This is a genomic window from Paenibacillus sp. FSL H8-0317, from assembly GCF_045040685.1.
Classification (GTDB): Bacteria; Bacillota; Bacilli; order Paenibacillales; family Paenibacillaceae; genus Paenibacillus.
On the sequence record NZ_CP150294.1, the window covers coordinates 1 to 19,665 of the forward strand.

The following is a 19,665-nucleotide window of genomic DNA, read 5'->3' on the forward strand; positions in this document are numbered from 1 at the left end:
GTGGACAGCCATACTTCTGATTTATGGCAGCAAATTTTATCAATCATACAAAACAAACTCAGCAAACCCAGCTTTGACACCTGGTTCAAAGCAACCAAAGCCACCAAGCTGAATGACCGTTCAATCGTCATTTCCGCACCAACCACGTTTGCCGTCGAATGGCTGGAGAGCCGTTACACCAAATTGGTTGGCTCGACGGTATACGAGCTGCTTGGCAAGCAAGTCGATGTGAAATTTGTCATCGAAGAGAACAAGCCTGTTGAACCGGATCCGCAACTGCCAGCACCAACGCCTACAGTTGTACAGGAAGAAGCGGTACTCAGCATGCTGAATCCGAAATATACGTTCGATACATTTGTCATCGGGCCGGGCAACCGTTTTGCCCATGCCGCATCGCTGGCGGTCGCTGAAGCGCCCGCCAAAGCTTACAACCCTCTCTTTCTGTATGGAGGGGTAGGTCTCGGTAAAACTCACTTGATGCATGCGATCGGACATTATGTTCTGGAGCATGATCCGGGCAGCAAAGTCGTTTATTTGTCGTCTGAGAAATTCACGAACGAATTCATTAACTCGATCCGTGACAACCGCGGGGAGAGCTTCCGTAACAAATACCGGAGCGTCGACATTTTGCTGATTGATGATATTCAGTTCTTGGCGGGAAAAGAATCAACACAAGAGGAATTTTTCCATACGTTTAATGCGCTGCATGAGGAACGGAAGCAGATTATCATCTCCAGCGACAGACCACCGAAGGAAATTCCGACACTGGAAGAACGTCTTCGTTCTCGCTTTGAATGGGGGTTAATTACGGATATCCAGCCTCCAGATTTGGAGACGAGGATTGCAATTTTGCGTAAAAAGGCACGTGCGGAAAACTTGGATATTCCGAATGAAGCGATGATGTACATTGCCAACCAGATTGACACCAACATCCGTGAACTGGAAGGCGCCCTGATTCGGGTCGTTGCTTATTCTTCACTGACTAATCAAGATGTAACCACTCATCTGGCAGCTGAAGCACTGAAGGATATTATTCCGTCCAGTCGTCCCAAAATGATCACTATTCATGACATCCAACAAAAGGTCGGCGAGTATTATAGCCTTAAGCTTGAAGATTTCAAAGCACGGAAACGGACCAAGGCAGTTGCTTTTCCAAGACAGATTGCCATGTATCTCTCTCGTGAACTGACAGACTTTTCTCTGCCCAAAATTGGGGAAGCATTCGGAGGACGAGATCACACCACTGTCATACATGCTCACGAAAAGATCTCCCAAGCGATTAAAAACGATCAGGATCTCTATAAAGTTATCAACAACTTAACCGAAAAAATTAAGAATCCAACCTGAACAAGTCCCAAGCCTATGCACAACGTATACACATGTGGATAGGCTTGGGTGTACGGGTTTATACCCACTTATCCACATATTCAGTGCCCCTATTACTATTATTACTAAAAAGATCTTAAAGATATCATCTCCAAAATAGCCATTTCGAAGCTTAGCCTTCGGCCTTTGAAAAACACCTTTAAACACCCCAACACCCAAAAAATCAGCTAGGAGTGAAACCATGAAAATCAGCATAATGAAAAACTACTTAAACGATTCCATACAGCAAGTATCCAAAGCGATCTCAAGCCGTACAACGATTCCGATTCTGAGCGGTATCAAATTCGACGTGAATCATCAAGGTGTAACGTTGACAGCAAGTGACACCGATATATCCATTCAATCCTTCATCCCGCTTGAAGATGGGGATAAAAGCGTAGTTCAGGTAGATCAACCCGGCAGTGTAGTTTTGCCAGCCAAGTTTTTCGTGGAGATTATCAAGAAGCTGCCATCACAGGAAGTACACATGGAAGTCAAAGAGAACTTCAACACCTTTATCTCCGCAGGTGCTACCGAGATTCAACTGGTAGGTCTTGATCCGGAAGAATTCCCGGTACTGCCAAGCATCGAAGAAAACCAAACGGTCTCCATTCCAGGAGATTTGCTGAAAAATATGATCAAACAAACGGTCTTCTCCATTTCCACACATGAGACTACTCCAATCCTGACAGGTGTACTCTGGAGTTTGGGTGACAACGAATTGAAATTTGTGGCAACAGACCGTCACCGTCTTGCTACTCGATCAGCAATGCTGGATAATGCAGAAGGTATCCGCTTCAACAACGTGGTCATTTCCGGTAAAACGCTGAACGAGCTCAGCAAAATTGTTCCGGATCAAAATACCCTTGTGGATATCGTTGTTGCAGATAACCAGGTCCTGTTCAAAATCGACCGTGTATTGTTCTACTCCCGTATTTTGGACGGAACATATCCGGATACTTCTAGAATTATTCCAACGTCATACAAAACAGAACTTGTTTTAGATACAAAAAAATTAAGTGAATCCATTGACCGGGCTTATTTGCTGTCGCGTGAAGAGAAAACAAACATCGTGCGTATGCAGACGATGGATTCGGGATCCGTTGAAATTTCTTCAAGCTCTTCCGAGCTAGGTAAAGTAAGAGAAGAAATCGAACCTGCCGAGTTTACAGGAGATCCGTTAAAAATCTCGTTCAACTCCAAATACATGCTGGATGTGCTGAAAGTTGTTGAAAGTGAGCAGCTGATGATCGCTTTTACAGGAGTCATGAGTCCAATTATCTTGAAACCGCTGGATGACAGTCACAGCCTTTACGTGATATTGCCATATCGGACGACCAACTAACGAAAGGAAGATCACAGTGAACCAAGTTACGATTCGTACGGAATATATTAAGCTTGATCAATTTTTGAAACTGGCTGATTGCATCCCAACTGGAGGTATGGCCAAAGCTCTGCTTCAAGAAGGACTTGTACGTGTGAATAAAGAGCCTGAGGAGCGTCGGGGACGGAAGTTATACCCTGGGGATATCGTTGAAGTGGACGGAGAAGGCACATTCGAAGTTGCTGCAGAATAAGAAGACCAGTTCGATCCTGCTGCCTCCTGACGGACGGGATAAAAGGGAGGTTACCGCGTGTTTGTGAACAGCATTGATCTGCAGAATTTCCGCAATTATGAACATCTGAGACTGGATTCTTTTGGTCCCGTAAACTTGTTGATCGGGCAAAATGCCCAAGGCAAGACCAATCTTGCAGAGGCGATTTTTGTACTCGCACTCACCAAAAGCCACCGTACATCCCGTGACAAGGAACTGATTCGTTTCGGTGAGGAACGTGCCAGACTTGCAGCAGAGGTCGACAAAAAGTACGGATCGGTCAAGCTTGAACTATCTTTGTCGCAACAAGGCAAAAAAGCAAAGATTAACGGCTTGGAGCAGCGCAAGTTAAGTGATTTTGTCGGAGCGCTCAATGTTGTGATGTTTGCACCGGAGGATCTGGAGATTGTAAAAGGCACACCGGGGGTCCGCCGCCGGTTTCTTGACATGGAGATCGGACAGGTTGCACCAGGCTACCTGTATCACCTGCAGCAATATCAAAAAGTGCTCGTACAACGAAATAATTTGCTTAAGCAGTTATGGGGAAAAGGGGCATCAGCCCAGACCATGCTTGAGGTGTGGAACGAGCAGTTGGTGGAGCACGGTGTTAAAATCGTCAAAAAAAGGAAACAATTCATAAAGAAACTGCAAAAGTGGGCAGAAACGATTCATCAGGGGATCACCGGAGGCGGAGAAGTCTTGCGGCTGGCCTACCTTCCTTCCTTCAGCGAAGCCGCTGAGGAAGATGAAGCTGTCTTAATGGACCAATTTATGATAAAATTATCACAAATGAAAGAGCAGGAGATTCGCCGAGGCACAACCCTTAGTGGGCCGCATCGGGATGACCTGTCCTTTTTCATTAACGATCGGGAAGTACAAACATATGGCTCGCAGGGGCAGCAGCGCACAACGGCGTTGTCCCTTAAACTTGCGGAAATTGAACTGATTCATGAAGAAATCGGAGAATATCCAGTTCTGTTGCTGGATGATGTTCTGTCTGAGCTGGACCCTTTTCGCCAGACGCAGCTGATCGAAACGTTCCAGAGCAAGGTGCAAACCTTTATTACGGCTACGGGGATCGAGAGCCTGAACGTTGACAAGCTCAAAGATGCCAGTATTTATCACGTTCATGCCGGACAGGTTGAACGCTAAGGAGTGAGGGCTTATGTACATTCATCTGGGCGGTGAGAAGATCATCCGTTCTTCCGAATTGGTCGCTATTTTTGATATATCGATTGAAAAATCCTCAAAGATCTCCAAGCAGTATGTCACGCATGCCGAGCAGGAAAAAACAGTGGAACATATCGGTGAAGAGGAAGCCAAGTCCATTGTGGTGACCAAAAACATTGTGTACTACTCGCCTATTTCCTCAGCCACGCTGAAGAAGCGGGCTCACATCTTTCCGGATCTCTAGCGTTGTGTGGCATAAAAGATATCTCTTTTGCTGCTTGTCTTTAAATTTGGATAGCTGGCTGAAATGAAGGACGTTGCCTATTTCAGCAAACATTATTAGTTAACGCATATTTACGATATTGAATCTATAGAAGTAGGTGAAAGGCATGTCTATGAATCAACCGTCATATGATGCGAATGAAATTCAGGTCCTTGAAGGATTGGAAGCCGTACGGAAGCGTCCGGGCATGTATATCGGTTCCACCAGTTCCAAGGGCCTGCATCATCTGGTCTGGGAAGTAGTGGACAACAGTATTGACGAAGCGCTCGCAGGTTACTGTGACCACATTGAGGTCAGTATCCATGAAGACAATAGCGTGACTGTCGTCGATAACGGACGGGGTATTCCTGTCGGCGAACATACCAAAATGAAACGTCCTGCACTTGAGGTAGTTATGACTGTCCTCCATGCAGGGGGAAAATTTGGCGGCGGCGGATATAAAGTATCTGGTGGTTTGCATGGTGTTGGTGTGTCCGTGGTGAATGCACTCTCTGAAAAAGTGGTTGTAACGGTTAAACGTGAGGGACATATCTATCAACAGGAATATCGCCGTGGAGCTCCACAGTACGACCTGAAAGTGATCGGTACAACCGATGAAACAGGAACAACGGTTAGATTCCATCCGGACCCAGAAATTTTCACGGAAACAAGAGTTTATGAATATGACATCTTGCTGGCCCGTATTCGTGAGCTGGCGTTCCTGAACAAAGGTATTGGTCTTACACTGACGGATGAGCGTACAGGTGCAACCAACTCATTCCTGTACGAAGGCGGCATTATCGAATACGTCTCCTTCCTCAACCAGAAGCGTGAAGTACTGCATGAGAATCCAATTTACGTTGAAGGTTCCAGAGATAACATCCAGGTGGAAGTTGCTCTGCAATACAATGACAACTACACCGAGAATATCTATTCCTTCGCCAACAATATCAACACCCATGAGGGTGGAACGCATGAATCAGGTTTCAAGAGTGCCCTTACGCGGATTATCAATGATTATGCCCGTAAGGCAGGGGTAATCAAGGACAGCACGGGGAACCTTTCCGGGGATGACGTGCGTGAAGGCTTGACAGCTATTATTTCGGTCAAGATTCCAGAACCGCAATTTGAAGGACAGACCAAGACCAAGCTGGGCAACAGCGAAGTGCGTGGGATTGTCGAATCCTTGTTTGCCGAGAAGCTGCAAGAGTTCCTGGAAGAGAATCCTTCCGTATCCCGTCGCATTTTGGAAAAAGGACTGCAAGCAGCACGTGCGCGTGAAGCTGCCCGTAAAGCCCGTGAACTGACACGTCGTAAAGGTGCACTCGAAGTAAGCTCACTTCCAGGTAAACTGGCAGACTGTTCATCCAAGGATGCTTCAATCAGCGAATTGTACATCGTCGAAGGTGACTCTGCAGGCGGATCAGCGAAGCAAGGCCGGGATCGTCATTTCCAAGCGATTTTGCCGCTGCGTGGTAAGATTTTGAACGTGGAAAAAGCCCGTCTCGACCGGATCTTGGGTAATGCGGAGATTAGAGCAATTATTACGGCAATGGGTACAGGTATTGGTGATGACTTTGATATTGCCAAAGCCCGCTATCACAAAATCATTTTGATGACCGATGCCGACGTCGATGGTGCTCATATCCGAACACTATTGCTGACATTCCTGTATCGGTATATGCGCAAAATCATTGAGGCAGGTTATGTATATATTGCACAACCGCCATTGTTCAAGATTGAGCGTAACAAAGTGATTCGTTATGCCGGTTCCGAGAAAGAGCGCGATGAAATTATTGCAACGCTCGGCGAAAATGCAAAATTCAACGTTCAGCGTTACAAAGGTCTTGGCGAGATGAATGCCGGACAATTGTGGGAAACGACGATGGATCCGGAGAGTCGGACCATGATGCAAGTATCGATTAATGATGCCATCCTTGCTGATACCATGTTTGACACCCTGATGGGGGATAACGTTGAACCGCGTCGTGACTTTATCCAGGAAAATGCAAAATACGTGAAAAACCTCGACATTTAACATATTCAAAGAGGCGCCTGTGAGGGCGCCTTTTTTATATTAGGGAAAGTATGGAACAGATAAGTCGTATACTTAGATTTCCGTATCCCTTTGTTATCTGCGCACACGTTTTTTGGCAGACGAAGCCTGTGCTTTAGGGGATGGACGGGAGCTCTTACCCTTTTTGGAGGGCAAACGACCGTACGCAATGGCATAACGTTTGATCTTCCGGTATGCCTCCTTGTCCGGTAATAAGCCAAAGGCATAAATGCCTGGCAGTGTGTTGACTTCAAGAATCCAGGGACGCCCTGCTTCGTCTAGTGCAATATCAATACCGATCTCTTTGAGCCTTGGAAATGATGTTTGCAACTGCACAGCGGTATGAATACCTAAGCGGTACAGCTCAGTACGAAGTTTTTTGAAGCCATCCTGGTGAAGATGGGGGAGTACGAGTTCTTCATACGTGGCCAATCGTCCACCACCATGAATGTTGGTGATGATTTTGCCCGGGGCAGCAACACGTCCCAGAATACCTGTTGTTTCCCAGTTGTGTTGCAGATTTTTCTGAGTTAACACACGCAAGTCAAAAGGTAAATCTCCATGCTTCATCAGCGAGATTCCCTGTTGAATGATATAATCACGTTCCTGAATGCGATCATTCAGTGCTCGTTCGAGTTCGTCCAGGGAATGAAATGATCTCTCCTCTGTACCGTATTGGAGTTGATATGTTGTTGTGAGATAGGTAGCTGTGGAGATAACAGCACTTGCTTCGGGTTCATCAGGCAGGCTCCGATCATTGGTTTCTTCCGGAACCTCTGCATCTGTGGAGAAATCTTCGGAATGAACGACTGGTTCGTATAGACGGGTTGTTTTCACCCGCATGACCCCATTACCGTAAGTACCACGGTCCGGTTTGATATAGTTAGACTCAAATAACTCAGTCATTCGTTCCAGAGTTTGACGGCTATATTTTAGGGTCACTGGGATATATTCATTCACAATGCGACTGCGTTGTAACACAGCTGTTTTGGCCCATTTGCTGGAGACGCGTTGGATACCCAAGATTCATCAGTCCTTTCATGTTTTGTTCAGTTCTAAAGAGGGACAGACACGGAGAAATCAAAGGACAAGAGACGATTTCAGTGGTATAATAGAGAAATATGGCGTTTTTCTAGCATTGTATGTGCAATTGGGGAGGAAGGCAGGGCGTATCCCCAGACACGCGGAAGTTCCCGGAAGAAAGGCTATTGCCCAGCGGACGTTTAATTGTGTAACTTTTGTGAAAGTAATATAATAAAGAGTAGCGTTCTTGCGCGGTTTTAGCCTTGTTAGGCTTTTCACATATAATCAATTTTTTTGCATGACGGAATGGAACGTTTGTTGAAGGACAAGAAGGAGGTCCAGCATGGCGGAAGAAATGAACTCTCAGATTACAGATCGGGATATAGGCGTCGAGATGCGTGAATCGTTTATGGATTATGCGATGAGCATCATCGTTAGCCGTGCCTTACCTGACGTGCGTGATGGATTGAAGCCGGTTCACCGGCGTATTCTGTACGCGATGTCAGAGCTCGGCATGACACCCGATAAACCACATAAAAAATCAGCCAGAATCGTCGGCGAAGTTATCGGTAAGTATCACCCACACGGTGACTCTGCTGTTTACGAGACGATGGTACGGATGGCACAGGATTTCTCCCTGCGTTATATGCATGTAGATGGACATGGTAACTTTGGATCAGTCGATGGTGATATGGCCGCAGCCATGCGTTACACCGAAGCACGTTTGTCCAAGATTGCTATGGAAATGCTCAGAGATATCAACAAGGATACAATTGATTTCCAGCCGAACTATGACGGTGAAGAACATGAGCCAATCGTTCTGCCTGCTCGTTTTCCTAACTTGCTTGTCAACGGGGTCGGCGGAATCGCGGTAGGTATGGCCACCAATATTCCTCCTCATAATTTGGGTGAGGTCATTGATGGTGTACAGGCCATGATTCAAAATCCGGACATTACATCCATGGAGCTCATGGATTACATTCAAGGACCAGACTTCCCTACGTCCGGCTACATTTTGGGCCGCTCAGGCATTCGCCAGGCGTATCAGACCGGACGTGGTTCAGTAACGATGCGGGCCAAAACCAACATCGAAGAGAATAACAACAAGGCGAGAATTATCGTTACGGAGCTGCCTTATCAGGTAAACAAGGCGAGACTCGTTGAGAAAATCGCCGAGTTGGTACGTGATAAGAAGATTGATGGCATTACTGACCTTCGTGATGAGTCTGACCGTAATGGTATGCGGGTTGTAATTGAGCTTCGCAGAGACGTGAATCCGGGGGTTGTCCTGAACAACTTGTACAAACATACATCGATGCAATCCACTTTCGGTATTAACATGCTTGCGATTGTTAATAAAGAACCTAAAATCCTGAACTTGCGTGAAGTGTTGTATCACTACCTGCAGCATCAGATTGAGGTTATTCGCAGACGTACACAGTTTGAACTGAAAAAGGCTGAAGCTCGTGCACATATTCTAGAAGGTTTGCGTATTGCACTGGATCATATCGACGAGATTATTACGTTGATTCGTTCATCCAGTAATGCGGATGCAGCCAGAGAAGGTTTGATTGAGCGCTTCTCACTCAGTCATGATCAGGCTCAAGCTATTCTCGATATGCGTTTGCAACGCCTCACAGGTCTGGAACGCGAACGTATTGAAAATGAATATAACGAACTGATGGTCAAAATCAGAGAGTATCGCGAAATTCTGGCCAACGAGCACCTTGTACTTGAGATTATCAGTACAGAGCTGCAAGAAATTCGTGATCGCTTCAGCGATGATCGTCGTACGGAGATCACTGTAGGTGAAGAAAGTATTCTGGATGAGGACCTGATTCCACGTGAAGAGGTTATCATTACGATTACTCATACAGGCTACGTGAAACGTCTGCCGGTATCCACATACCGCAGCCAGAAACGTGGTGGACGTGGGGTCGTGGGTATGGATACGAAAGATACCGACTTTGTCGAGCATCTGTTTGTGACCAACTCTCACAACTACCTCATGTTCTTCACCGACAAAGGTAAAGTGTATCGTCTCAAAGCTTACGAGATTCCAGAGCTTGGACGTACCGCACGGGGAACGCCGATTATCAACCTGATCCAGATCGAGCAGGGCGAATCGGTCAATGCCGTAATTCCGGTTCAGGAATTCGAAAGTGACAGATACTTGTTCTTTGCTACCCGCCAAGGGGTTGTGAAGAAGACGCCACTTGAGGATTACACCAATATTCGCAAAGGCGGCTTGATCGGTATTTCCTTACGTGATGATGACGTTCTGATCGATGTTAAGCTGACCGATGGATTGCAAGAGATCATCATGGGTACAGCTCACGGAATGTCTATTCGATTCTCGGAAGGTAACGTACGTTCCATGGGACGTAGCGCAACCGGAGTTAAGGGGATTACATTGGATGCACAGGATGCTGTTATCGGCATGGATGTAGTTGATAAAGAGCTTGATGTTCTGATCGTTACAGCCAAAGGTTACGGTAAACGTACACCTGTCAGTGATTATCGGATGCAGACTCGTGGCGGTAAAGGGATCAAGACTATTAATGTCACAGAGAAGAACGGCTCAGTCGTCAGCCTCAAAATGGTTAAAACCGAAGAGGATCTGATGATTATCACGTCCAGCGGTACGTTGATCCGGATGAGCATGGAAGGCATATCCACTATGGGTCGATACACGCAGGGTGTGAAGCTGATTCATATTCGTGACGAGGATTCAGTAGCCACAGTCAGCCGAATTGACAAAAATGAAGAGGAACCAGACGATGAGTCGCTTGAAGGCTTGGAAGGCGAGGAGTCCCAAGCTCCGGTAGTAAGCTTGGAAGAAGGCACCGTTTCTGACGCTGAGGTTAATGAAGTTGAGGGCGACGACGATTCCGGTTCGGAAGCATAAAATAGAATTTTATAAAGACTGATCTCTTGGAGATTGGAAGAAGATTGCGAGGGCTCCCATGGGGAGCCCTTTTGTTTGTAAAAAGGAAGCTCCTCTTTTATTCGTCCAAATCTGGGATGTACAGCCTGATTCCTGAGTAATATAATGGGAAATATCATGAAAAACCGGGACTATGGTCTTGTTTGTATTAACATAGAAGAACGATGAGTGAGGGGAATACACATGGGATTAATCACCCTGTCAGAAGTCAAACCAGGACTCAAACTTGGGAGTGATGTGCAAACACTTCGCGGCAACGTTCTGCTTCAGAAGGGAAAAGTCATTTTACCCAAGGACATGGAAGTGCTCAGAGCCTTTATGATTCAACAGGTAGATATTGAACAAGAAAGATTGGGGTCGAGTAGTACAGGCAGCAAAGGTGCATCTGTGTCAGCAGGAAGTTCTGCCAATGACAACAATGGTGAACGGGCAGGGAAGACAGGGAACGTCACTACAGCTCCTGTAGTAACGTCTTTGCAGGATGAGTATGAGAAGATGGTCGGACTAACGAAAAATGCTTTCCTGTCCTCTCTGGCGGCCGAATTACCGGTCTATGAGTTACGTACACAGTTGGAGTCTGTGTTTGCACATCTCAAACAATATAATGTGCTTACCTTCACTCCACGAGTAATACAAGAACATGATTATGTATATCACCATGCCGTACTGAGTGCAATCACATCCTATCAACTGGCACAATGGATTGATCTCCCCTCCAAGGATTGGATGCAAGTGGCCTTTGCAGGCTTGTTCCATGATATTGGTAACAACAAGGTAGATCCGCAGATTCTCCATAAACCATCCACGTTGACGGCTGCAGAGCAGGAAGAGATTCGTCAGCATACGAAATATGGGTATCAGATCCTTAAACAGGCAAAGGCCATTAATGAGGGAGCCAGGCTTGCAGCTTTGCAGCATCATGAAAAAGTGGATGGATCAGGCTACCCGTTGCAGCTTAGTGGGACGCAGATTCACATTTATGCCAAGATTGTAGCTATCGCTGATATTTTCCACGCCATGACACTGGAGAAGATCTACCGCAAGGCACAATCACCTTACCTAGTCCTAGAACAGATCCAAAGTGAGGCATTTGGGAAATTGGATCCTGCAATTGTAAGAGTATTTGTTCAACGGTCGACCCAGATCCATAACGGCATCCGAGTAAAACTCAGCAATAACCAGATTGGTGAGATCGTATTCTCTGATCGAGATCATCCTACACGACCTATGGTGTCAGTAGAAGGAACCATCATTAACCTGATGCAGCAACGGCAGCTTTACATCCAAGAGGTTATCGGATAACAATAGATATTAAAGTAATCTTGATGAGAGGGCCTTTCTTTTATAGAAAGGCCTTTTAAGTGAGATAAATGTGGGAATGTAGAAAAACCAGTAAGATTATAGAAAGATATATATAATTACTCGAAAAAAGACTTGCAATGTAAATCTGTACATGGTATATTCTAAGTCCGGCCAAGAAAACACAGTTTACACGGTGCGGCAAGCGAATGAAATAAGCTTCGAAAGAAACTTGAAAAAAGAGCTTGCAAAGTTGGTTCGGATGTGATAAGATATAAAAGTTGCTGAGGAGAACAACGCTCGGTAACAAAATAAGTTTGATCTTTGAAAACTGAACAACGAGTGAGTAAACATTCTGCTTGCAGAATGAACGCAAAAGTTGAAACAAGCCTTGGCTTGAATCAACTGGAGCAAAAATGAGATTTTTAATCTCGTCAGATTCAAAATGAGCTTATCGCTCTTTTCAATACTTTATTGGAGAGTTTGATCCTGGCTCAGGACGAACGCTGGCGGCATGCCTAATACATGCAAGTCGAGCGGAGTATCAAGGAAGCTTGCTTCCTTGATACTTAGCGGCGGACGGGTGAGTAACACGTAGGCAACCTGCCCTCAAGTTTGGGACAACTACCGGAAACGGTAGCTAATACCGAATAATTGTTTTCTTCGCCTGAAGGAAACTGGAAAGACGGAGCAATCTGTCACTTGGGGATGGGCCTGCGGCGCATTAGCTAGTTGGTGGGGTAACGGCTCACCAAGGCGACGATGCGTAGCCGACCTGAGAGGGTGATCGGCCACACTGGGACTGAGACACGGCCCAGACTCCTACGGGAGGCAGCAGTAGGGAATCTTCCGCAATGGGCGAAAGCCTGACGGAGCAATGCCGCGTGAGTGATGAAGGTTTTCGGATCGTAAAGCTCTGTTGCCAGGGAAGAACGCTTGGGAGAGTAACTGCTCTCAAGGTGACGGTACCTGAGAAGAAAGCCCCGGCTAACTACGTGCCAGCAGCCGCGGTAATACGTAGGGGGCAAGCGTTGTCCGGAATTATTGGGCGTAAAGCGCGCGCAGGCGGTCATTTAAGTCTGGTGTTTAATCCCGGGGCTCAACCCCGGATCGCACTGGAAACTGGGTGACTTGAGTGCAGAAGAGGAGAGTGGAATTCCACGTGTAGCGGTGAAATGCGTAGATATGTGGAGGAACACCAGTGGCGAAGGCGACTCTCTGGGCTGTAACTGACGCTGAGGCGCGAAAGCGTGGGGAGCAAACAGGATTAGATACCCTGGTAGTCCACGCCGTAAACGATGAGTGCTAGGTGTTAGGGGTTTCGATACCCTTGGTGCCGAAGTTAACACATTAAGCACTCCGCCTGGGGAGTACGGTCGCAAGACTGAAACTCAAAGGAATTGACGGGGACCCGCACAAGCAGTGGAGTATGTGGTTTAATTCGAAGCAACGCGAAGAACCTTACCAGGTCTTGACATCTGAATGACCGGTGCAGAGATGTACCTTTTCTTCGGAACATTCAAGACAGGTGGTGCATGGTTGTCGTCAGCTCGTGTCGTGAGATGTTGGGTTAAGTCCCGCAACGAGCGCAACCCTTATATTTAGTTGCCAGCACTTCGGGTGGGCACTCTAGATAGACTGCCGGTGACAAACCGGAGGAAGGTGGGGATGACGTCAAATCATCATGCCCCTTATGACCTGGGCTACACACGTACTACAATGGCCGGTACAACGGGCTGCGAAATCGCGAGATGGAGCCAATCCCAACAAAGCCGGTCTCAGTTCGGATTGCAGGCTGCAACTCGCCTGCATGAAGTCGGAATTGCTAGTAATCGCGGATCAGCATGCCGCGGTGAATACGTTCCCGGGTCTTGTACACACCGCCCGTCACACCACGAGAGTTTATAACACCCGAAGTCGGTGGGGTAACCGCAAGGAGCCAGCCGCCGAAGGTGGGATAGATGATTGGGGTGAAGTCGTAACAAGGTAGCCGTATCGGAAGGTGCGGCTGGATCACCTCCTTTCTATGGAGAATCGTTTCCTGCAACGGAAACATTCAAATATGCAGCTTAGCTGCAAAACACTCACTCGTTGCTCAGTTTTGAGAGCTCAAACTCTCAAACAGCTTGCTTTTGCATGGAGCTTGTTCTTTGAAAACTAGATATCGAAACGAAACAAACGCGAATTAGAACATTCCTTTAAGCTGAACTTGTGCAAACAAGTCAAGTGTATAAAGGTAGTTAAATTGCTTTTGTGATGGTATCGGGTGAGAGCGACTTTTGGCTTTGCGCAAGCAAAACAAGGGAAGCGAGCGACCGAAACCGGAACAAAATGGTTAAGCTACTAAGAGCACACGGAGGATGCCTAGGCGCTAGGAGCCGATGAAGGACGTGGCGAACAACGAAACTGCCTCGGGGAGCTGTAAGCAAGCTTTGATCCGGGGGTGTCCGAATGGGGAAACCCAGCTGGGGTAATTTCCAGTTACTCACAACTGAATACATAGGTTGTGTAGAGGCATACCAGGGGAACTGAAACATCTAAGTACCCTGAGGAAGAGAAAACAATAGTGATTCCGTCAGTAGCGGCGAGCGAACGCGGAGAAGCCCAAACCAAAGAGCTTGCTCTTTGGGGTTGTGGGACGTCTCACATGGAGTTACAAAGGAACCGGTTAAGCGAAGAGGTCTGGAAAGGCCCGCCAAAGAAGGTAAAAGCCCTGTAGTTGAAAGTCTGTTCCCTCCGAGACGGATCCCGAGTAGTGCGGGGCACGTGAAACCCCGTATGAATCCGGCAGGACCATCTGCCAAGGCTAAATACTTCCTAGCGACCGATAGTGAAGCAGTACCGTGAGGGAAAGGTGAAAAGCACCCCGGAAGGGGAGTGAAATAGAACCTGAAACCGTGTGCTTACAAAAAGTCAGAGCCCGTTTTAGGGGTGATGGCGTGCCTTTTGTAGAATGAACCGGCGAGTTACGTTCCCGTGCAAGGTTAAGGTGAAGAGCCGGAGCCGCAGCGAAAGCGAGTCTGAATAGGGCGACTGAGTACGTGGACGTAGACCCGAAACCGGGTGATCTACCCCTGTCCAGGGTGAAGGTGCGGTAACACGCACTGGAGGCCCGAACCCACGCATGTTGAAAAATGCGGGGATGAGGTGGGGGTAGCGGAGAAATTCCAATCGAACTCGGAGATAGCTGGTTCTCCCCGAAATAGCTTTAGGGCTAGCCTCGGAAAACAGAGTCGTGGAGGTAGAGCACTGATTGGGTGCGGGGCCCGCAAGGGTTACCAAGCTCAGTCAAACTCCGAATGCCATAGACTTACTTCCGGGAGTCAGACAGTGAGTGCTAAGATCCATTGTCAAAAGGGAAACAGCCCAGACCATCAGCTAAGGTCCCCAAGTGTGTGTTAAGTGGGAAAGGATGTGGAGTTGCACAGACAACCAGGATGTTGGCTTAGAAGCAGCCACCATTGAAAGAGTGCGTAATAGCTCACTGGTCGAGTGACTCTGCGCCGAAAATGTAACGGGGCTAAACACACCACCGAAGCTATGGCTTGATGCTTTGCATCAGGGGTAGGGGAGCGTTGTATAAGGGTTGAAGGTGTACCGTAAGGAGCGCTGGACATTATACAAGTGAGAATGCCGGTATGAGTAACGAAAAGATCAGTGAGAATCTGATCCGCCGAAAGCCTAAGGGTTCCTGAGGAAGGCTCGTCCGCTCAGGGTAAGTCGGGACCTAAGGCGAGGCCGAAAGGCGTAGTCGAAGGACAACAGGTCGAAATTCCTGTACCACCGTAAGCCGTTATGAGCAATGGGGGGACGCAGTAGGGTAGTGACGCGGACTGATGGATGTCCGTCTAAGCAGTGAGGCTGATGTGTAGGCAAATCCGCACATTGTAAGGCTGAGCTGTGATGGGGAGCGAAAATTGTAGTAGCGAAGGTCATGATCTCACACTGCCAAGAAAAGCCTCTAGCCAGGTGATGGTGCCCGTACCGCAAACCGACACAGGTAGGCGAGAAGAGTATTCTAAGGCGCGCGGAAGAACTCTCGTTAAGGAACTCGGCAAAATGACCCCGTAACTTCGGGAGAAGGGGTGCCCCGGTAGTGTGAATAGCACGAGGGGGCCGCAGTGAAAAGGCCCAAGCGACTGTTTAGCAAAAACACAGGTCTGTGCGAAGCCGTAAGGCGAAGTATACGGGCTGACGCCTGCCCGGTGCTGGAAGGTTAAGGGGAGTGGTTAGGGAGTAATCCCGAAGCTGTGAACCGAAGCCCCAGTAAACGGCGGCCGTAACTATAACGGTCCTAAGGTAGCGAAATTCCTTGTCAGGTAAATTCTGACCCGCACGAATGGCGTAACGACTTGGGCGCTGTCTCAACGAGAGATCCGGTGAAATTTTAATACCTGTGAAGATGCAGGTTACCCGCGACAAGACGGAAAGACCCCATGGAGCTTTACTGCAGCTTGATATTGAATTTGGGTACGATCTGTACAGGATAGGTGGGAGCCTTTGAAGCATGAGCGCCAGCTTGTGTGGAGGCAACGTTGGGATACCACCCTGATCGTATCTAGGTTCTAACCTGGTACCGTAATCCGGTGCGGGGACAGTGTCAGGTGGGCAGTTTGACTGGGGCGGTCGCCTCCTAAAGAGTAACGGAGGCGCCCAAAGGTTCCCTCAGAATGGTTGGAAATCATTCGAAGAGTGCAAAGGCATAAGGGAGCTTGACTGCGAGACCTACAAGTCGAGCAGGGACGAAAGTCGGGCTTAGTGATCCGGTGGTACCGCATGGAAGGGCCATCGCTCAACGGATAAAAGCTACCCTGGGGATAACAGGCTTATCTCCCCCAAGAGTCCACATCGACGGGGAGGTTTGGCACCTCGATGTCGGCTCATCGCATCCTGGGGCTGAAGTAGGTCCCAAGGGTTGGGCTGTTCGCCCATTAAAGCGGTACGCGAGCTGGGTTCAGAACGTCGTGAGACAGTTCGGTCCCTATCTGTCGTGGGCGTAGGAAATTTGAGAGGAGCTGTCCTTAGTACGAGAGGACCGGGATGGACGTACCGCTGGTGTACCAGTTGTTCCGCCAGGAGCACCGCTGGGTAGCTATGTACGGACGGGATAAACGCTGAAAGCATCTAAGCGTGAAGCCCCCCTCAAGATGAGATTTCCCAGTATGTAAGACCCCTTGAAGACGACGAGGTAGATAGGCTGGGGGTGGAAGTGCAGCAATGCATGGAGCTGACCAGTACTAATCGGTCGAGGGCTTATCCAATAGCAAGTTGTCATTCGCATGTTTCGTTTCGAATCTAGTTTTCAGAGAACGATCTCTGAAATGTAAGCTAAGCTATGCGTTTGGTGGCGATGGCGGAGGGGTTCCACACGTACCCATCCCGAACACGACCGTTAAGCCCTCTAGCGCCGATGGTACTTGGACCGCAGGGTCCTGGGAGAGTAGGACGCCGCCAAGCAAAGAACCACTGCCGATGTTATTCGGTGGTGGTTTTTATTTGTTTACAAGGATTAAATATGATAAGTGGAAGCTCTGACATGATCGATACTGGAAGGTAACATTTTTGTTACGGATAACAGCGGCAAAACCAGTATAATAGGACTATGTTAAATATGCTAAAAGTACCTGACCACAGAGCTGGAATGTGCAGCTGTGAAAAGGAGGGTGTGTGTGTTAAGTTGGCGGAGACTTGGACTACAATCATTTCTGTTGCTTTGTTTGACCGTTGTTCTGGCAGGATGCGGTGAAGCTTCAGGATCTGTATGGACTTCATATGAAGGTGCGGTGAACGAGAAGAGTTTTCCGGTACCTAAAGTAGCGAATAAATCTGACCAGTCTGAAAATAATTCGGATATGGATTATGTTCGATATACGCTGTCTGGTATTAGTGAAAGTACTAGCTTGCCTGAGGTATATCTAGACGAGATTAAAAGCTGGGGTTGGACAGAGAGGCAAGCCAAGGGTACATCCAATGAATCCAGTACCTTGCGTGTATTTGCAAAGGAAGGACATACTGTGCATTTAGCAGTACATGATGGTTCTTTTACACTAATGGTTCCTAGAAATGATGCTACTCAAACGACAGTTAAATCATTGGCTGAAGACGATTGAGCTGTTGCGGGTAAGGTTGTATATGATTAATTAACGTTGTGATGTTCCTTATAATATAGTAAAGCTCCCGTGTACTTGATCGGGGGCTTTTTTGTTATTTGGCGAAGTAGGCTGTAGTAATGATGGGAGAACCTATGACGTATGGTGGATCAGAGGTCATACAGGTACAGAAGGAATGAAGTAGTTTCTTTCGTACACGTATAGGTGGTATGTGTGCTTTAAGCATAGGGGATTGTAGACCGCTAAAAATAAAGGGGGAGAGAGATATAAGTTGTATAAAGGAAATGAAGTAATGAACGCTGATGGAAAGCAGCTAGAAGACAGATAGAGCTCAGAGTGAGCAACAGATCGGTCAAAGGTGTAAGATCTACGAGATATCTGGGGCATGAGGATCTGGAGTAGCGGGAGGAAAAGAGGAGAAGAACGGAGCTTCGAGTGGGGATAACTCATTTTACTATACCCATACTGTGGATAAGGGATAAGAAGGGGACGACAAATAAAGGTTATCCACTGTGGATAACCTTTATTTGAGCATGTGAGGCTGAGTTTTGCACCAGATTATTCGAAGGACTCAGCGATTATGTATTACAGGTAAGTAAGGTACATTCAGTATTGCATAAAAGAGGGAGTGTTATTGCAGATAGTATGAGACATCTTGTTCATTCAATTTGATGAGTCCATCTTTGCGCTCACGGGAGAGTACCATTACAACATACAAGCGAGGACCCAGCAACCACAAATGCCAGAAGATCAGCGAGAGGGTGAAGGACAATGGGGACCATATCAAACATACTGTAATGATACATAGTCCAATCCAGCTCATATTAAGATGTACCCGGACAAACATACGGAAGCTGAAATGCTGATCAGGGATATAACCTAACCAGGGCATACGCAGATTCCAGCGCCAGCGCTTGGCGTAAGAGGTACGGACCAGCAGTAATATCGTTCTGGCGATGACATAATGAATCCAGATGGTGATTGGACCTGCCAGTACAAAAAAGAAGAGGCCAGTCCAGGAGAAGGCGAGTAGATTGAATAAGAGCATGATGACCGGCAGACACAGATAGCTGTAAATGACACTGCGGGCGATAGCCTTTTTTTTCAGAAGCCGGTATTGATAAAATGTTGCTTTATTCTCCGGTTCGGCGATCATACGATTATATATCCTCCTTCGGATTCACGTTTGTGTGGGTATTCGTTTTCTTACACGAGTAAAAGGAAATGAATCATGCATGTATGTATATATGAACCTTGTATCTCACGCCATGACAATTGTACAAGTTATTGAGATTCGACGGAACTTATCTCAGTATACTCCCGAATACACGGACTGTCAGGCTTTGATATCGTTATCATGTATTATATATCGGCTGAGATTCCAAGTTTTTTTAAGGAAATTGAATATAAGTTTGATTCAGACCAAGGGATACGTGATGTTGAGGTAAATGCAATGGAATATAGGATAACTGTATATACATAAGCAGGAGATATTCTTGTAGGGGGAATGAACGTATTTTTCGGTACAGACACCCAAGAGGGGGTGGGCGAATATATATATTTTATAGAAAGAAAGCACTATGAAAATGTTTAAAATAATAGAAACTGTGCAATACTGATAGTAAACGTAAAACAAGGTGGGATGGTTCATGGAAGAACATGCCGAACACACATGTATTATCTGCGAGCAAAGAAAAAGAGAAGGCATTTTTATTGTATCTGAATTCATATGTGACACTTGTGAAGCAGAAATGGTTCATACCGACGCGCAGGATGCCAAGTACAATTATTTTATTCATCAGATGAAACAGATTTGGGTACAAAAGAACGCATAATAA

12 protein-coding genes and 3 rRNA genes are annotated in these 19,665 nt (G+C 47.0%); 13 read left to right on the forward strand and 2 right to left on the reverse strand.

Annotated elements, in window-relative coordinates; all coding sequences use genetic code 11:
- The 6 genes from dnaA to gyrB all read left to right on the forward strand — a co-directional run bounded on the left by dnaA (nt 1) and on the right by gyrB (nt 6,430).
- Nucleotides 1-1,347, forward strand: a complete 1,347-nt coding sequence (dnaA, locus tag MHB43_RS00005; RefSeq protein WP_062327668.1) for a chromosomal replication initiator protein DnaA — start codon at nt 1-3, stop codon at nt 1,345-1,347.
- A gap of 220 nt (nt 1,348-1,567) precedes the next feature.
- Nucleotides 1,568-2,710 (forward strand): DNA polymerase III subunit beta, encoded by a 1,143-nt coding sequence (dnaN, locus tag MHB43_RS00010; protein WP_017691408.1) that lies wholly within the window; start codon nt 1,568-1,570, stop codon nt 2,708-2,710.
- 16 nt (nt 2,711-2,726) lie between these two features.
- Complete coding sequence (gene yaaA / locus MHB43_RS00015) at nt 2,727-2,942, forward strand: S4 domain-containing protein YaaA (protein ID WP_036611994.1); 216 nt, start codon at nt 2,727-2,729, stop codon at nt 2,940-2,942.
- A gap of 57 nt (nt 2,943-2,999) precedes the next feature.
- Entirely contained in the window at nt 3,000-4,112 is a 1,113-nt protein-coding gene (gene recF / locus MHB43_RS00020; RefSeq protein WP_017691406.1) for a DNA replication/repair protein RecF, read from the forward strand.
- 13 nt (nt 4,113-4,125) lie between these two features.
- Nucleotides 4,126-4,374: an extracellular matrix regulator RemB gene (gene remB / locus MHB43_RS00025; protein WP_017691405.1), complete on the forward strand. Its 249-nt coding sequence runs from the start codon at nt 4,126-4,128 to the stop codon at nt 4,372-4,374.
- A gap of 145 nt (nt 4,375-4,519) precedes the next feature.
- Nucleotides 4,520-6,430 carry a DNA topoisomerase (ATP-hydrolyzing) subunit B gene (gyrB, locus tag MHB43_RS00030; protein WP_076216622.1) on the forward strand — a complete coding sequence of 637 codons (1,911 nt, stop codon included), beginning with the start codon at nt 4,520-4,522 and terminating at the stop codon, nt 6,428-6,430.
- A 93-nt stretch (nt 6,431-6,523) separates the two neighbouring features.
- Here the strand turns inward: gyrB and MHB43_RS00035 are convergent, their stop codons facing one another.
- The gene (locus MHB43_RS00035; protein ID WP_405131076.1) at nt 6,524-7,471 is read right to left on the reverse strand and encodes a YheC/YheD family protein; all 948 of its coding nucleotides are present in this window, start codon (nt 7,469-7,471) and stop codon (nt 6,524-6,526) included.
- A 343-nt stretch (nt 7,472-7,814) separates the two neighbouring features.
- Here MHB43_RS00035 and gyrA point away from each other — a divergent pair, with 343 nt between their 5' ends.
- The 6 genes from gyrA to MHB43_RS00065 all read left to right on the forward strand — a co-directional run bounded on the left by gyrA (nt 7,815) and on the right by MHB43_RS00065 (nt 17,827).
- Nucleotides 7,815-10,379: a DNA gyrase subunit A gene (gene gyrA / locus MHB43_RS00040; RefSeq protein ID WP_339180952.1), complete on the forward strand. Its 2,565-nt coding sequence runs from the start codon at nt 7,815-7,817 to the stop codon at nt 10,377-10,379.
- A gap of 222 nt (nt 10,380-10,601) precedes the next feature.
- Entirely contained in the window at nt 10,602-11,720 is a 1,119-nt protein-coding gene (locus MHB43_RS00045) for an HD-GYP domain-containing protein (protein WP_405131077.1), read from the forward strand.
- A 468-nt stretch (nt 11,721-12,188) separates the two neighbouring features.
- A 16S ribosomal RNA gene (locus MHB43_RS00050) occupies nt 12,189-13,741 on the forward strand.
- Between the two features lie 309 nt (nt 13,742-14,050).
- Nucleotides 14,051-16,978 (forward strand): 23S ribosomal RNA (locus tag MHB43_RS00055).
- A gap of 79 nt (nt 16,979-17,057) precedes the next feature.
- Nucleotides 17,058-17,174 (forward strand): 5S ribosomal RNA (gene rrf, locus MHB43_RS00060).
- The 16S, 23S and 5S rRNA genes sit together here, the layout of an rRNA operon.
- A 212-nt stretch (nt 17,175-17,386) precedes the next feature.
- A complete protein-coding gene (locus tag MHB43_RS00065) occupies nt 17,387-17,827 on the forward strand; it encodes a hypothetical protein (RefSeq protein WP_017691399.1) in 441 nt (146 codons plus the stop codon).
- A gap of 631 nt (nt 17,828-18,458) precedes the next feature.
- On the opposite strand, the gene MHB43_RS00070 is transcribed toward MHB43_RS00065, so the two are convergent.
- Nucleotides 18,459-18,983 (reverse strand): hypothetical protein, encoded by a 525-nt coding sequence (locus tag MHB43_RS00070; RefSeq protein WP_076216777.1) that lies wholly within the window; start codon nt 18,981-18,983, stop codon nt 18,459-18,461.
- A gap of 493 nt (nt 18,984-19,476) precedes the next feature.
- Here MHB43_RS00070 and MHB43_RS00075 point away from each other — a divergent pair, with 493 nt between their 5' ends.
- Nucleotides 19,477-19,662: a sigma factor G inhibitor Gin gene (locus MHB43_RS00075; RefSeq protein ID WP_017691396.1), complete on the forward strand. Its 186-nt coding sequence runs from the start codon at nt 19,477-19,479 to the stop codon at nt 19,660-19,662.
- Nucleotides 19,663-19,665: the final 3 nt, after the last annotated feature.

Bases quoted from the DNA above. Each gene is read 5' to 3' on its own strand.
- MHB43_RS00075 (WP_017691396.1), top strand. From the start codon at position 19,477: ATGGAAGAACATGCCGAACACACATGTATTATCTGCGAGCAAAGAAAA.
- dnaN (WP_017691408.1), top strand. From the start codon at position 1,568: ATGAAAATCAGCATAATGAAAAACTACTTAAACGATTCCATACAGCAA.
- gyrA (WP_339180952.1), top strand. From the start codon at position 7,815: ATGGCGGAAGAAATGAACTCTCAGATTACAGATCGGGATATAGGCGTC.
- gyrB (WP_076216622.1), top strand. From the start codon at position 4,520: ATGTCTATGAATCAACCGTCATATGATGCGAATGAAATTCAGGTCCTT.
- remB (WP_017691405.1), top strand. From the start codon at position 4,126: ATGTACATTCATCTGGGCGGTGAGAAGATCATCCGTTCTTCCGAATTG.
- MHB43_RS00070 (WP_076216777.1), bottom strand. From the start codon at position 18,983: ATGATCGCCGAACCGGAGAATAAAGCAACATTTTATCAATACCGGCTT.
- MHB43_RS00045 (WP_405131077.1), top strand. From the start codon at position 10,602: ATGGGATTAATCACCCTGTCAGAAGTCAAACCAGGACTCAAACTTGGG.